A 15,052-nucleotide genomic window follows, 5' to 3' on the forward strand; every position below is an offset into this window, starting at 1 on the left:
GCGGTCAACAACGCACAGGGAGGCTCTCATGGCTGGTGTCACACTCAATTCTGTCAAGAAGCGCTTTGGCGCCGTTGAGGTGATCCATGGGGTCGACCTCACGGTCGATGATGGCGAGTTCGTGGTTTTCGTCGGGCCGTCGGGCTGCGGCAAGTCCACGCTACTGCGCATGATTGCCGGTCTCGAAGACATTTCAGATGGCGAGATTGCCATCGGCGGCGCCACTGTCAACGATGTCGAACCCGCCGATCGCGGCATCGCCATGGTGTTTCAGTCCTATGCCCTCTATCCTCATATGACAGTGGAGCAAAACCTGTCTTTCGGCCTACGCATGAACGGCCGGGCCAAGGACGATATTACCCGTCGTGTATCCAGCGCCGCCGCGATTCTACAGATCGAACCCTTGTTAGCGCGTCGCCCCAAACAGCTTTCAGGCGGTCAGCGCCAGCGCGTAGCAATCGGGCGCGCCATTGTTCGAGAGCCTGAGGTGTTTCTGTTTGACGAACCGCTCTCCAATCTCGATGCAGAATTGCGTGTTCAGATGCGTGTGGAAATTGCCCGGCTGCACAAGGAGTTGGGCACCACGATGATCTACGTCACGCACGACCAGACAGAAGCCATGACCTTGGCCGATAAGATCGTAGTGCTGCGCGATGGCCGCGTCGAACAGGTTGGACCCCCGCTCGATCTCTATGATGATCCGGCTAACCGGTTCGTCGCCGGGTTCGTTGGCTCACCACGCATGAATTTTTTGGAAGCCAAGGTCATCGCGGTCGGGTCCGACGGCGTTACTGTCGAGACCGAAAAGCATGGCGGCATCCGTTTGACAGTTCCCGTCGGCAACGCTCCTGAAATCGGCAGTGCCGTTACCCTTGGCATCCGTCCGGAGCATTTCGGAGCTGAGCAGTCTGAGGGCGCGCGCTTAACCGTCGACGTCGATGTCGCCGAACACCTTGGTGCGACAAGTTTTGTATATGCCAATATGAAAACCGGAGAGCAGCTCATCATTGAGCGCGAACAATCGCGTTCCGAGATGGGCCGAACCACGTTGACCGTCACCATCCCACCAGCCCGCGCCTATCTGTTCGATAGCCAGGGCCACCGCATCCGCTAACGTCGCACAATCTACAAAAGAGGCGCTTTTCATGTCACAAAAACAAAAAGTTCGCTGGGGAATTCTTGGACCGGGGTCAATCGCACGCGCCTTTGCCGGCGGCCTTGTTCATGCACAGTCTGGCCAATTGGTGGCGCTTGGCGCACGCAATCCTGACAAGCCAGATTATGCCGAGCACTTTCCTGGCGCCCGCGTGCTCGATGGCTACCAGGCCCTGCTGGCGGATCCGGAAATAGACGCTGTCTACATAGCCACGCCGCACCCTCAGCACGCCGAGTGGGCGATCAAGGCGGCAGAAGCCGGCAAGCATGTCCTATGCGAAAAGCCTATGGGCCTGACGGCGTTCGAAGCCGATGCCATGTTTCACGCTGCGCGCAAGGCCAATACGTTTATGGGCGAAGCGTTCATGTATCGCGTCCACCCCATGACCAAAAAGATCATTGATATGATCGCTGGCGGCGAAATTGGCGAGGTTCGCGCCATCAAATCAAGCTTCGGCTTTGCGATGCCGCGCTTTGATCCCGAACATCGTCTTTATGCAAACGATCTTGCCGGTGGGGGTATCCTTGATGTCGGCTGCTATCCGGTTTCGATGGCGCGCCTTATTGCTGGCGCAGCGAACGGCAAGCCCTTCCTCGATCCGGAAACTGTTAGCGGTGCAGCTCATCTGGGCGAGTCGGGCGTCGACGAATGGGCCGCTGCGGTACTCAAATTCCCCGGCGGCATAATCGCCGAAGTGTCCTGCTCGGTCTCGCTGGTGCAGGACAATGTATTGCGCATTCTGGGTACAGAAGGTCGTATCGAAGTGCGCGATTTCTGGTTCGCCACGGGGCATAAGGGCGGTACCGCGATCATCGACATCATCCGTCCCGACGGCAAGCACGATCCGGTTGAAATTTCGGAATCCGGCTGGCTCTATGCGTTTGAAGCAGAAGCGGCGAGCTTGGCAATTCAAGAGGAAAGGACCGAGTTTGAAGCTCCAGGGATGAGCTGGGAGGACACCCTGGGCAATCTCCGCGTGCTCGACAAATGGCGTAAGAGCGTCGGCCTCGAATATGAAATCGAAAAGCCTGCGCTTCGCACCAGAACGCTAAAGGGTGAGGCGCTGGCCAATCGCAGTGATCGGATCGGACGCGGAGCAATTCCCGGTCTCGCAAAGCCCATCTCTCGAGTTGCACTTGGCTTTGAGGATTTCCGTACGTTTTCCAGTGCTTCTATTCTGCTCGATGCTTTTTATGAAAAGGGCGGCAACGCTTTTGATACAGCCTTCATCTACGGCAATGGCATCACGGAAAAGCTGTTTGGCGAATGGCAGGCCTCGCGCGGCGTGCGCGATGAAAGCGTCGTGATTGGCAAGGGTGCGCACTCGCCCCTGACCTATCCCGATGTTATTGCGAGGCAGCTCGACGTCAGCCTCGACAAGCTCCAGACCGACTATGTCGACGTGTATTTCATGCACCGGGACAATACCGAAGTGCCCGTGGATGAATTTGTGGACGCAATGGATGCTGAAGTGCAGCGTGGACGCATTCGTGGGCCGTTCGGCGGCTCCAACTGGACGCGCCAGCGTTTCGATGAGGCGGTAGCTTACGCAAAGCGCGCGGGCAAAACCGCGCCGGGCGCATTGTCCAACAATTTTTCCCTGGCCGAAATGCAAAAGCCGCTTTGGCCGGGTTGCGTCGCTTCATCCGATGATGAATGGCGCGACTGGCTCTCCGATCGCCAGGTCACGAACTTTGCATGGTCCAGCCAGGGCAGGGGCTTCTTCACCGACCGCGCAGGCAGGGACAAGACAGGAAACTCCGAACTCGTCGAGACGTGGTACACCGACGCGAACTTTGCTCGCCGCGACCGGGCCGTCGAACTCGCCGCCAAGATGGGAAAGCAGCCGATTCATGTCGCACTTGCCTATTGCCTGCACCAGTCGTTCCCGATGATTCCGCTCATCGGGCCGCGCACATTGTGGGAGCTCGACGATAGCCTTGAAGCGCTCGATCTCGCACTGAGCGACGCCGACGTTCTGTGGTTGCGGGACGGCTAGGCTTCGGGGTTACGTCAGCCGCGCGTAGTGTTACAAAACTTGCACATCTAAGGGTGTATGACGGCCCCGAACTCTGATTCCCAATCCTGGAGGTATGGGTGAGCGAACAGGTATTCGACATCTTCATTGTCGGCGGCGGTATCAATGGCTGCGGTATCGCACGCGATGCCGCAGGACGGGGCTATTCTGTCTGCCTTGCCGAAATGAACGACCTTGCCTCGGGTACGTCGTCAGCGTCCACCAAGCTCATCCACGGCGGTCTGCGCTACCTCGAACATTACGAGTTTCGGCTTGTGCGCGAAGCGCTTCAGGAACGGGAAGTGCTTTGGGCCATGGCGCCGCACATCATCTGGCCGCTCCGCTTCATTCTCCCTCATCACAATGGCTTGCGTCCCGCATGGCTCCTTCGGCTCGGGCTGTTCCTCTACGATCATATCGGCGGCCGCAAACGCCTTCCCGCCACCACAGTGCGCGATCTGCGCGAGGATCCCATCGGCACCGTTCTAAAACCTGGAAACGCCAAAGCATTTGAATATTCAGATTGCTGGGTTGACGATGCCCGCCTGGTCGTACTCACCGCTCGGGACGCTGCGGACAGAGGCGCCGAAATTCACACACGCACGCGTCTGAGATCGGCCCATCGCAACGGAAATCATTGGGACATCACAACCGAGGATCAGGCAGGCATAACTCAAACGGTTAGGGCACGCATGCTGGTCAATGCCGCGGGGCCCTGGGTGTCGGACGTACTTTCGGGACAGATCGGCGGCAACGAAAACCACGATGTCCGGCTTGTCAAAGGCAGCCACATTGTCGTGCGCAAGCTCTATGACGATCCGCGGTGTTTCTTCTTCCAGAATGCCGATGGCCGTATCTTCTTTTCAATCCCGTACCAGGGCGAATTTACCCTCATCGGCACAACCGACCAGGACTTTGACGGGGATCCTGCGTCAGTTTCGATATCAGAGGATGAAATCGCCTATCTCCTCGACGCTTCAAACCAGTACTTCAAGGACACCATAAGGAGGGACGACATCGTCTGGACCTATTCGGGTGTCCGTCCACTCTATGACGATGGAGCCACCAAGGCGCAGGAGGCAACGCGCGACTATGTCCTCAAGCATACGGGCGGCAAGGATAGCCCAGCACTTCTCAATGTGTTCGGTGGCAAACTAACCACCTATCGCCGGCTCGCGGAGTCCGCGCTTAAGCACGTCGAATCTGCACTGGGACGTCGCCAGCCGGAATGGACGGCCAACTCCACACTGCCAGGTGGCGCGTTTCCCGTTGACGGCTTTGAGGCCGAAGTCGCAAGTTTGCAGACGCAGTACAGCTTTCTTACGCCCCAAACCGCTCACCGATTGGTCAGGGCGTACGGCAAACTGGCCCATACGATTCTGGGTGCGGCGAGCAGCGTCGAGGATATGGGGCCGGATTTCGGCTTTGGTCTGACCGGCGCAGAAGTGCATTATCTGGTCGAGCATGAATGGGCGCGCTGCGCGGAAGACATCCTTTGGCGCCGCTCAAAGCTGGGGCTACATGGTGATGAAATCAATGTGGTCGCCCTCGATGCCTACGTCCAGCAAGCCGTCGGCGCCCTGAGCTGAGCCTGGCGGCACGAAGTTGAGCTTCTCGAATACCGCTCGCCATTTCGGCACTGCCCACGATTTGAACTCGATGACTTGTGCGCCGCTTGGCTGCGTTCCAGATCAGTGCTTTTAGAGACCGGTTGCTCGCGAGGGCCGAGGATCTGAGCAGTCAGGGAAGCTGAAAAGCTGAAAAGCTGAAAAGCTGAAAAGCTGAAAAGCTGAAAAGCTGAAAAGCTGAAAAGCGTAAGTGACGCTTTCTCCTCAGCGTCTGATGCGGCCCTGGGCAGCGTAAAAACCCTCAAGCGCCTGTCCATAGCCTGTGGCGGCGACGGCGCCGAATATTTGCTCTGCCTCGACGTAACGGCCCAGATGAAAATAGGACCAGGCACGCAACGTCAGCAGGTCGTTGCGCTCCACTGCGTAAAGCGAGCGTTCGTCAAGCGCCACAAGCGCCCGGCGATAATCGCCAGTGTTGTAGGCAGACAGCGCGGTCAGCGTCAGGATTGCTGTTTGCAACTCTACGCTGCGAGCTTGCGATTGTGGCGCCGCCGCCGCCGCCACTGAAGCATGCTCGGGCAAACCCATGCGAACATAAGCTAATGCTTGACCATAGGCAGCATCAGAGCGCGTATCGGTCGAAGACGATTGCAGAGCCCGCTGGAATGCCTCCACGGCTTCGGAAGGGCGCAACAGCTCCATCAAGCACCAGGCGCGGTTGAGAGCCTGGCCAGGCGAATAATTGCCCGGCGGCACATAGCTTGAGCAGCCTTGCGCATTGACCGTGATAGATGTTGGAGCGGGGGTCACGACACTTGCCGTCTCACGGGTTGCGGTCACTGCAACGGCCGGTTGGGGCTGGCGTGGGGGGATGTTGCGGGTCTGTGGGGCGGCCGCAACCGGTGCCTGAGCCGTAGGAATAATGCTGGTTGGGGCCTGCGATTGAGATTGTGTCGAACGCGACTCGTCTTGTGCTGCCGACGTCCCAAAATCGGCGATCCGCTGGGAACGCCCGCTCCATTCGGCTTTGATCTCGGCAACCCGCGCGTCGTCACCCAGCTGGTCGCTGGCCACCACCAGCCCAAACGCCGAGCCTTCATCGCTGGTATCCCAGCCAAGAGCCGTCTCGAACCAGGCAATCGCTGTCTGGGGCTGGCCAAAATCCAGCGCGTACCATCCGAGCTCTTGGGCGGTCTGAACGTGGCGGTTGTCATATCCAATCGCGACGATACGTTCGAGAACTTCGGGATCTAGCTCGACGCGCGGCGTCCTCGCCAGAGTCGCCGCCGTTGCCGAAAGATACAACAGCGTCATTTCCTCGTTTTCGCCCTCATAATCGAGAAGGATTTCCTCAGCCTCGGCGGGTCGATCAAGGTCAAGCAATGCAACCCCAAGCCCGTTCGCCGAGAGGACCGAAGGGTCTTCGTCCATCGCCGTTTCGAACCAGGATAGTGCCTGTGTCGGCCGACGCTGGTTCAATGCGTACCACCCCAAGAGACGAAGATCTTCGGCATTGTTGGTAGACGCCACAGAGGCTTCAAGGCGTCGCACATCCTCGTTTCTCGCCCTTGGTGATTGCCCCGACAACACGGCCACGAGCGCATTGCGTGCCAGATCGAGGCGGATCGGTTCGAATTCGCCAGCGCCGTCGCCCGCCATTCTTTCGAGCGCCAGCAACCCGTCGAGTTGATCGGAGTTTAGCAGTTCGCTGGCCTGTTGCACTGTCGCCAACCGCTCCTGGCCATCGTCGCAATTATTGAGCACATAAGTGTAAGCGTCGATTGCACGTTGATCGTTGTCGGTCTTCACGAATGCTTCTGCCAGTCTCCATAAAAGGTCCACATTGGAGCATATGAGGAGTTCGGGCATGTTAACTGCGATGGAGACGACAGTTTCATACTGGTCGGCATCCGACGCGTTGCGCATCCGCTGGGCGGCCTCGCCCAATTGCAGGCTGCGCAGCATATCCTCGGTGGGCTGCCATTCGGGATCGTTGCTTTGTTTCTCGGCGATGGCGGCCCGCGCCCCGGCAAAATCACCGTCGCCGTACAATTCCCAAATCCGCTCGATTGATGCGTCGGGGACATAGTCGTCGGTCAAAAGGTTTTCAGGCGGATCCCAATCGGGATAGAGCGTGCGCAGCCGCGCGATCTCGGCATCAACCCGCCGCTGGTCGCCTTGCCGTGCAAAATAACGCAACGCAGTTTCATCGACGCTCTGGGGCGAAGTGGGGGAGGCTGGAGCCGTTGGCGCTGTCGTAGATGGTATGCCCTGAGTCTGGGGCACGGGCATTTCAGGGGGCGTACCCGATGCGTCCTGGCCAAACGCAGTGCTACCCAGCATCATTACGAGGATTGCCGCAAGCGGCGTTCGCATCTCAATCACGATTGGCCCTCCGCATTTCCCGGCACCAGGCATCCGTTGTGCCGCTGCCGTAAATGGGCCAGCGTGAGCAGATGCATGGTATCGCCATAATAGCTTTGTGGAGAATACACCTGAAGCTCGGGCGGAACGGGAGTGTCGTGCAAAATGCACGCCCGTGCAGCGCCAATGGCACGATAGCCGGCTTCGCCCATCGGTTCGAGCCGCTCCCCGGTGGTAACGTCTATGATCGCAGCTTCATAAGTTTCGTCGAATATAACGCCCAGCCGATCCAGTAGCTCGGTTTTCCCCAATCCCGCGCGGATGAGATAGAGTGGCACGCGTACATTGTTATACCCGAATTCCGGCGGAAAGTCCGAAGCAGGCGTCGGCGTATCGTCCGATAGCGAAACCCAGTCCGCCGGAGGCATGCCGTCGTTGGTGAGCCGTTCGAGAAGCGCCAGTCCGTCTTGTTGAATGTCCATCCAATCGATCTCGGGTGTCAGTTCGGCCAACACTGGAAAAGCCTCGAACACCCAATATGAAGGATTGACCACGGGGCCATCCGACCGGTCAGCCGCAGAAAATCCTTCTGTACCAGGCAGGATCACCTGGAGTCCGTCGACTTCTGCCAGCAGCGTCTCGCCCACCGTTCTCGTGATTTCGGTTGCCCGCTGCACATACTCGGGCACGCCCCAGCCATTGCCGGCCAGAGCCAGCGCATAGGCTATGAGAATATCGCCGTCGGTTGCATTGTTGACGTCGGTTATGTGTGGATCAGCAACCGGATCCCAGCGCCAGGCTGCCAACCCGTCGTCTCGGATCATCAACTCGGTGCGGGTAAAGCTCCATATCCGCTCGAATGCGGGTCGGTCCTGCACAAGCGCTGCCAACAACATGCCATAACCCTGACTCTCGCTGTGGCTGATATTGTCGTTGAACACGTCGACAACGCGCCCATCATCGCCGACATAAGCATCCTGATAGGCTTGCCACTCGTCATCATGGATAAAGCTCAGCGGCATTGGCGTGTCCTGGGCGGCAAGCGGTGACCAGCTCAAAATGACGCTGGCAAAGCCAGCAACAAAAGTCGTCAGTTTCATTTGGTCCGCCTTGCCGCGCGCAAGAGCAGCGAGGTTGCGATGGTTAGAAAAATAACCGCTCCCGCCAGCAGTAGTGCATAGCCAAGAACGTTTGTGGACATCCAGTTGGCCGCAACCAGGCGCAGGTTGGAGAACGAAAGCGGTTGAGTCGGCACAAGAATGGTTGAGCGCGGCTGCAACACCAGCATGGTTTCATCCTCCACACCGATTGCGCTGACCCGGCCTGCAACCTGTTGCCAATTGGCAGGTGAGATCATCCGGCGTGTTGCCGCAACAAAAGCTTCGTCGTTTGGAATTGTCAGCATTGTCCAGATGCCGCCCTCGGGTTGCGCCACCTGCGAGAGCACTGCTGCGTCGCGCGACTGGGGCAGATAGGCGCCATCGTCGCGGCGGAACAGCCAGAAATTTTCCGGCGCGAGGTTGAGTTGTTCGGCAATCCAGTTCTGGGCATTCTCGAACATGTTGCCAGATGAAACGCCGGTGGCTTCCTGCCAACGCTCCAGCGCGTTCTCACCCGTCCCGATCACTGGAAGGCTGCCGGAGGCGTCGAGTTCGACAACCCGGCCACGATTGAGAATCTCGGGCGATAAATTGCCCATTGGACCAACGAGGATCGCTGCGGCGCCGGGATCGAGGGCGGCCTCCGATACCACATCGGCTTCTATGACCATGCCAGAGGAAAGCGCCAGTCGGCTCATCAGCATCATGGCTGCCTGGAGCGAAGAGGGGCCCTCTGCAACAAGAACCGGCACACCGTTTGCTCCGACATATGGTGCGCCGGTGCCTGCGAGGGCGCTCAAACTAGGGTATTTGGCAATCCGCCCGAAATCTGGAACGGCGAGTTGGCTGTCTGCGGAAAACAGAAACCGTGCGGGCGCGCGGCCCGAAAGGCCGGGAGGGCAAATTGTATCCTCATCGGTAAGCAGAACGGTTTCGATATACATTTCATTGATGCCAGGACGGAAATTGGTCATCGGAATGCGCAGCCGCGACATGCGGAACGCGCCGCCATCGGTGCGTAAGATCGGCACCACCGATGCAATCTGGCCATTCACGTAAATTTCGAGCTGGCTGCCCGGCAGGACCGATGAGCTATAGGCCGCATCGAGAACCAGCTCGGCCTCGCTATACATGTTTGCATAAAAGTCCGATGGCAGCGCAAACCGTAGTGCCGTGTGATACCGGCGCCCGTTAAACGCCAGCGTTTCGACGCCAAGCTCGGAGAGTGCGACTGACGTGCGGCCACTAATAACCGGAACTGAATCGGGCAAATCGCTGCGCATGCCACCGAGATCGGCGCGCCCGTCCTGCGCTGCGGGTACCAGCATCCGGGTCGCGGTTTCGATTGCCGCCCAATCCGGTCCGGACACGACAAGCGTGTTGGGCAGTTCGGCCCGCGCGGAGAGCTCGGCTACTGGCTCTCCGGCCGCCTGTTCGGCCATGTCAGACAGTTGGGCGGGAAGAGCGTCTGCAGTGCCGACCATTACCGTCAGCATACCCGAGCGCGGAATGTCTGCCAGAGTATCCGTCAGTGTTATGTCGACAGCCGGCGTCTTGAGCGCCAAAGCCAGATATTGGGCGAGGCGCAGGGCTGCAGTACTTGCCTCCTTGGTATCGATCTGAGGGATAAAAAATTGTATCTGGGTCGCGCCATTTTCGCCGAGGCCGATGGCGGGCAACTCGCCAAGGCTCTCAAGCCGCCCTAACCCGACTCCATCCAGTTCGAGAACAGTCTCGGCCGAATACACTTCAGTCCACAGTTCATAGGTCGATTCCACCGAACAATCGGTCCTGTGTCTCTGGTCTGCTGTGAACGCAATGCGGTTGCGGCCACTGGCCAGAACGCCTTCTGGCACGCTCAATCTAATATCAGCTGGCCCGATCGCATACGCGATCGGCATCGTGCCCAGATCGGTGCCGTTCAAGGTCACCGTAAATTCTGAATATTCAGGAGCGACAACGATCGAGTTGAGTACCGACATGTCGAGGTTGGCCGGCGCTGCGGCCTGGGCTGCCGTTAGGTAAAAATCGAATGCGCGTGTGCCGATTTCACCCTCAAAACGAATGCCGGTTTGGAGAAGAATTCTACGATTTAGCCCTGTCGGAATATCCGGTGTGGGCGCAACAGGGCCTATGGACGTCGGGGGCGCGACTTCAGGCTCGCTCGGCATAACTTGCAGATTGAGTTCTGGCGACATGTCGAAGGGCACTTGGGAAAACGCAGGCGTTGCTACAAATGCGGCAAGGCAGGATGCGAGCAGTGGGCGCATCATGAACGCGCCTCCTGTTGCTTTTCGGAACGACCGGGACGCGAGAACCGCGCCAAATAGCCCAGTCCGCGCATAGTTTGATAGAGCGCAATAGAGAGAAACTGCAGCGTGCCGAGTATGATCCCCACATTGACCTGACGTGATTGCTGCCGTTCCCGCCAGAGCTTGGAATTGGCGTACAAGAGGTCGGCAATCAACCTGTAATCGCTAGGCTTTTCGGCCATGAACCGGCACCCGACCATCGACGATTTTCCAGCGCTGGAGATATTTCTGACAAAAATCCCCAGTTCATTATCTGGTACTGGAGAAAGCGTTTGAAACCGAACGGCGGTGGCTTGATCCTTGGCCAGTCGCGTCTTGCCGTCCGCCACCTGAATGGCAAGTCCGCCCGAGGAGACGTTCAAGATTGTGCCACGCACCCAGGAGCCATCGACCGAACGCACTTCGCAGCGGCGTTCGATGGGCACGCGTCGACTGGCGCGAACCTCGCGGCGTTCGGACACCACGCCCAGCGCGCAGCCTGCAAGGATCAGGTTGAACAGGTTCCAGCCGCCCACCACCAGCGTAATCTCGGCACGATAGGGTTCGGTCCATAGCCGGTAGCCGGTAAATGCAACGCCGATCAACAGCAGAAGAAATATGAAATAGAACGGCCGCGCCAATTCCGACAGCCGCGATTCATCGATGGATTCATCCTTGGCCGTCACCTTGAAGGTCGGCTTGGTCGGGTTGCGGATTACCGAGAGGATGGCAGGCAACAGATGTACCGACTGGATGTACTCGTAAAGTTCTGAGATCCATGGCCAGCGCCAGCGCCCATAGAGCGAGTTCTGCATCACGAGGTTAACGACAAGATACGTCATCGTATAGGCGACGAACTCCCCGCCCGACGCTGTGAAAATCTGAAGGTTGAAGAACAGGTAGAAGAAGGGGGCAATCAGGAAGATGATGCGTGTGAAGGGGAACAACCAGAACATCATCGAGGACATGTAGCAAAGCCGCTGCGCTATGCTCAATCCGCGTTTGAACAGCGGGAAGTTGAACAGCATGATCTGCGTCATGCCCTGCGCCCAGCGAGTCCGCTGGCCGATAAAACTGGCAAACGTTGCAGGCTGCAACCCTGCGATCAGCGGCCTGTCTAGATAGATCGAATTCCATTTCTTTGAATGCAGGTCGAGAGCCGTTTCGCAGTCTTCGGTGATCGAGCGCCCCGAAAATCCGTTTGCGATATCGAGGGCCTCGCGCCGCAAAAGGGCAGCCGAGCCGCAGAAAAACGAAGCGTTCCAGCTATCCAAGCCACGTTGGAGAATTGAATAGAACATTTCGTTCTCGCTCGGCATGCGCTCGAACGTGCGCAAATTGCGTTCCAGCGGGTCGGGATTGAGAAAGAAATGCGGCGTTTGAACGAGGAACAGTTTGTCGTCGTCGCCGAAATAGGGAACGGTCTCCTGCAGGAAGTCGCGCGCTGGGGCGTGATCGGCATCGAATACCGCCACAAGATCCCCGGTCGAATGGGACAATCCGTTGTTGAGGTTGCCCGCCTTGGCGTGCTCGTTACGCGCGCGAGTGAGATAGTTGACGCCCAGATCGGCGCAAAGGCCACGGAGCGCGTTGTACCTCTCCAGCGCTTCCTCGGCCTTTGCCGGATCGGTGTCATTGCGCTTTTGCTCTGTACCGCCGTCGTCAAGCAGCCATACGGTCAGCTTGTCCTCGGGATAATCGAGCGCCTTGGCTGCGGCCAGCGTGCCCGCCAGAAGCTCGTAATCCTCGTTGTAAGTCGGCACGAACACATCGACGCTCGGTGCGGCATCGCCAGGTTTGAGACTGCGTGCCGGTCGCGAGGGTATTGGATTCGAGATGACGAACAGGCTCAGCGCCAGCATCAGGATGCAGTACATCTCACCAAGATAGAGCAGCAAGCCGGGAATAAAGTCGGCCCATTGCTCAATCGGCGGCAATGTACTCGTCGTCCGCCAGTAGGCATAGCGCAGGACGATGGCGGTCCCCAGCGCCAAAAGCAGCAACCGCCAAACCCCTCCTAGTCGAAGCGTCTTGATGATCGTCATGACGCCAAGAAACAACACAGCGGTGATCAGGTGGACCTGAAGGCTGATTGGCATTGTGATGACGATCACCGTTCCAACGGTGACAACGGCCCAGAAAAGGAAGGTGATTGCGCGCATGGCTGGCCTTTAGCTGCTTCCAGGAGGGGCAGGGACGACGACTGTGCTGTTGCTGTTGGCGCCGCTGCCCGCAGTCCCGCCGCCCGGTAGGGGCACGATCGGTCCGCTCGGTTGTGGCAGTGGTGGGGGCGTCGTTGCAGTGGAGGAGGGTGTCGCAGCTTGCGCCACAGGTGCCGGTCGCGTCGTGCTACGTGGAGGCTGCGCTTCAGGCAGGTCCAGCACATTCTGAAAGCCGCTGCTTGTCTGGGGCAGGATGATGGCGCCCGGCGTGCCGATGATTGGGGATGCGCGCCATGGTTGGAAAACAGGATCGCGTAACCGCATGGCAAACATCATGTCGAGCAGCGCACGCTCGCTGCTGGTGCGGTCGCAGAGTTGCATACGGATGACCACAGAGCCGCGGGTTACGCGCCCTGTCGTGGCGGTCGCCGGCTCGATTCGCTGGCGTGCATAAACGCATTTGTCCCCGGTGGGGGCGCCTCCCACTGCGTACCCGAACGGGCCATAATAATTCTGGACGTAAAACGGCGAGACCAGCATCGAAACTTCGGGAAATGCAGCCGATGCTTCCGTATAGAGATCCTGATTATCGGCAATGGGATCACCAAGCTCGCCGAAATTCCCGTCACCGCCGCGCGTTAGAAAGCGCGTGATTGTGAGGTGGTTTTCACCTGGTGTTCGCGCGTTCGACGCCAGGGCAATTTCCTGGCGAACTGCATTGGCGTAATTGGTTTCCACGACCGATATCATTGCCGGGCCACCCGGCGGTGGAAAGACCATCGCTTCGTGAAGCGGCACCGTCGTTGCCGTACGCGGTGTCTGGACTTGGGTGGTCGAACAGGCTGCAAGGAGCACTGCAGTCGCGATCATGGCGCCAAAGCTCGCAAATCTTTTGGCTTGCGCCGGATGCGCCTTGATCGTCGGGAGCTTGATGCCCTGGCCTTGGGCGTGTGCAAAATAATGCACCATGGTCGGGGATCCGCCATACTACTGAAATGCGCTACTTCCACATCGGGATGCAAATCCGCTGCCCGCGGCTGCCTTACCCGACGCACTCCGACATCACCGCGCCCCCGAGCCTGACATGGCCCCACGATATCTCGATTCTTGCGACACTATAGCGCAAAGAGCGACCTGACCAGATGCTCCCGACGCCTTTGTTCCCAGCAGATATTGGCTATATCTCCGCCGGCCCAAACCGGACGGTCGGCCTAGAGCAGCAAAAGCGTTGTGCCGATTGCTGCAATGGCAATGCAAGCCGCCACAATAAGCTCAAAGCCTGAAGGTTTGTTGCCGTCAGGGCCGTGCTCGCGTTTGGCTCTCTGTTCGATTTTGCTCAATGATCCGGCAATCCAGAACGCCGCGACCTCCCGCTGGCCGTGAGGGCCGGGGGCAAACCATTCATAACGCGCAACTTCGTCCATAACACAAACCTTTCTAGTTCGAAGTCAAACGCACCATTCTGTGCGCAGCCTGGAAAATGCTTGCTATGGGACAAGTGGTAAAGCGAAGGCTGGAAACACGCTCTATTGCAGCTAAAATTGTATTCATCGATTTTAGTCGCCGCGTTAAGGCTCCAGAAAGGTCCGGTGAAGTGCAGGCAAAAGGCTATCGGCCCCAGTGCTCGCCGTCCCAAGCTGCGTGCCACGCATCGGCGAGTGCCACCCGCCTGCGGCCATAACGCGTCTCGGCCAATTGCGCGTCGACGATCCGCTCTGTGCGAAAGTGGCGAAACGCATTGCGAAGCGTGCACCATGCGGCGATGATCTGCTTGTTTTCGTAAAAGGCGATCTGCACCGGCCAGATTTCGCGCGCCGATGCGTTTCCCTTTTCGTCTTCATACTCGATCAGAAGTGCCCGCTCGGCCCGCATGGATTTGCGAACAAGCGCTAGCAGGGGCAGAGGGGCTCGGACGGCGGTCACCCTGACGGGCCAAAGGCCTGTATCGGAAATCCGGTCGCGCAAATCCTCGGGGCTGGCGGTGGCGATTTTGGCTAGGGCGTTGCGCGCAGCCGCGGACAACTCAACGTCGGGTTGCGCCTCAACCCAACGCGCGCCCAGGACCAGCGCCTCGAGTTCGTCGGACGAAAACATGAGCGGCGGCAGAAAAAAGCCGGGACGCAACATATAGCCAACGCCTGCTTCACCCTCAATCGGCGCCCCCAGACCGATAAGTGTTTGGATGTCCCTATAGAGCGTACGCACCGACACCCCCTGGTCATGTGCCAGTTGCGCCGCGGTCACCGGCAATCGGTGCCGCCGCAGGGCGTCCATGATGGCAAATAGGCGTTCGGTCTTGTCCATGCTCGAATTAGCCTGCGAATCCGGTCGTTTGCGACATTGCATTATAGGGAAGGGACCACTATTGTCCGGCCAAATTTTAGATAGCCCGGA

10 protein-coding genes are annotated in these 15,052 nt (G+C 58.6%); 3 read left to right on the top strand and 7 right to left on the bottom strand.

Features of this window, described 5'->3' with window-relative positions; genetic code table 11:
- Positions 1-28 precede the first annotated feature (28 nt).
- From ACN0TA_RS06170 to glpD, 3 genes are all read left to right on the top strand, one after another.
- Positions 29-1,114, top strand: coding sequence for an ABC transporter ATP-binding protein (locus tag ACN0TA_RS06170; protein WP_417580868.1), 1,086 nt, complete (start codon positions 29-31; stop codon positions 1,112-1,114).
- A 31-nt stretch (positions 1,115-1,145) separates the two neighbouring features.
- On the top strand, positions 1,146-3,155 hold the full coding sequence (locus tag ACN0TA_RS06175) for an aldo/keto reductase (protein ID WP_417580870.1): 2,010 nt from the start codon (positions 1,146-1,148) through the stop codon (positions 3,153-3,155).
- Positions 3,156-3,253: 98 nt separating this feature from the next.
- Complete coding sequence (gene glpD / locus ACN0TA_RS06180; RefSeq protein WP_417580872.1) at positions 3,254-4,762, top strand: glycerol-3-phosphate dehydrogenase; 1,509 nt, start codon at positions 3,254-3,256, stop codon at positions 4,760-4,762.
- Positions 4,763-5,005: 243 nt separating this feature from the next.
- Here the strand turns inward: glpD and ACN0TA_RS06185 are convergent, their stop codons facing one another.
- The 7 genes from ACN0TA_RS06185 to ACN0TA_RS06215 all read right to left on the bottom strand — a co-directional run bounded on the left by ACN0TA_RS06185 (position 5,006) and on the right by ACN0TA_RS06215 (position 14,962).
- Positions 5,006-7,117 carry a tetratricopeptide repeat protein gene (locus tag ACN0TA_RS06185; protein WP_417582072.1) on the bottom strand — a complete coding sequence of 704 codons (2,112 nt, stop codon included), beginning with the start codon at positions 7,115-7,117 and terminating at the stop codon, positions 5,006-5,008.
- Between the two features lie 5 nt (positions 7,118-7,122).
- A complete protein-coding gene (locus ACN0TA_RS06190; protein WP_417580874.1) occupies positions 7,123-8,205 on the bottom strand; it encodes a glycosyl hydrolase family 8 in 1,083 nt (360 codons plus the stop codon).
- The gene (locus ACN0TA_RS06195) at positions 8,202-10,478 is read right to left on the bottom strand and encodes a cellulose biosynthesis cyclic di-GMP-binding regulatory protein BcsB (protein WP_417580876.1); all 2,277 of its coding nucleotides are present in this window, start codon (positions 10,476-10,478) and stop codon (positions 8,202-8,204) included. Before ACN0TA_RS06195 ends, ACN0TA_RS06190 begins: the two co-directional genes overlap by 4 nt.
- Entirely contained in the window at positions 10,475-12,658 is a 2,184-nt protein-coding gene (gene bcsA / locus ACN0TA_RS06200; RefSeq protein WP_417580878.1) for a UDP-forming cellulose synthase catalytic subunit, read from the bottom strand. Before bcsA ends, ACN0TA_RS06195 begins: the two co-directional genes overlap by 4 nt.
- Positions 12,659-12,667: 9 nt before the next feature.
- Positions 12,668-13,627 carry a cellulose biosynthesis protein BcsN gene (gene bcsN / locus ACN0TA_RS06205; protein WP_417580880.1) on the bottom strand — a complete coding sequence of 320 codons (960 nt, stop codon included), beginning with the start codon at positions 13,625-13,627 and terminating at the stop codon, positions 12,668-12,670.
- Positions 13,628-13,869: 242 nt separating this feature from the next.
- Positions 13,870-14,082, bottom strand: coding sequence for a hypothetical protein (locus ACN0TA_RS06210; RefSeq protein ID WP_417580882.1), 213 nt, complete (start codon positions 14,080-14,082; stop codon positions 13,870-13,872).
- A 184-nt stretch (positions 14,083-14,266) separates the two neighbouring features.
- Complete coding sequence (locus ACN0TA_RS06215) at positions 14,267-14,962, bottom strand: helix-turn-helix transcriptional regulator (RefSeq protein ID WP_417580884.1); 696 nt, start codon at positions 14,960-14,962, stop codon at positions 14,267-14,269.
- Positions 14,963-15,052: the final 90 nt, after the last annotated feature.

Origin of the sequence: Pelagibacterium sp. (genome assembly GCF_048264985.1) — a bacterium.
In the GTDB taxonomy this organism is placed as follows: Bacteria; Pseudomonadota; Alphaproteobacteria; order Rhizobiales; family Devosiaceae; genus Pelagibacterium.

Excerpts from the sequence above, each read along its gene's own strand:
- ACN0TA_RS06185 (WP_417582072.1), bottom strand. The coding sequence starts at position 7,117 with ATGCGAACGCCGCTTGCGGCAATCCTCGTAATGATGCTGGGTAGCACT.
- ACN0TA_RS06195 (WP_417580876.1), bottom strand. The coding sequence starts at position 10,478 with ATGATGCGCCCACTGCTCGCATCCTGCCTTGCCGCATTTGTAGCAACG.
- ACN0TA_RS06190 (WP_417580874.1), bottom strand. The coding sequence starts at position 8,205 with ATGAAACTGACGACTTTTGTTGCTGGCTTTGCCAGCGTCATTTTGAGC.
- ACN0TA_RS06215 (WP_417580884.1), bottom strand. The coding sequence starts at position 14,962 with ATGGACAAGACCGAACGCCTATTTGCCATCATGGACGCCCTGCGGCGG.
- ACN0TA_RS06170 (WP_417580868.1), top strand. The coding sequence starts at position 29 with ATGGCTGGTGTCACACTCAATTCTGTCAAGAAGCGCTTTGGCGCCGTT.
- ACN0TA_RS06210 (WP_417580882.1), bottom strand. The coding sequence starts at position 14,082 with ATGGACGAAGTTGCGCGTTATGAATGGTTTGCCCCCGGCCCTCACGGC.
- bcsA (WP_417580878.1), bottom strand. The coding sequence starts at position 12,658 with ATGCGCGCAATCACCTTCCTTTTCTGGGCCGTTGTCACCGTTGGAACG.
- ACN0TA_RS06175 (WP_417580870.1), top strand. The coding sequence starts at position 1,146 with ATGTCACAAAAACAAAAAGTTCGCTGGGGAATTCTTGGACCGGGGTCA.
- bcsN (WP_417580880.1), bottom strand. The coding sequence starts at position 13,627 with ATGGTGCATTATTTTGCACACGCCCAAGGCCAGGGCATCAAGCTCCCG.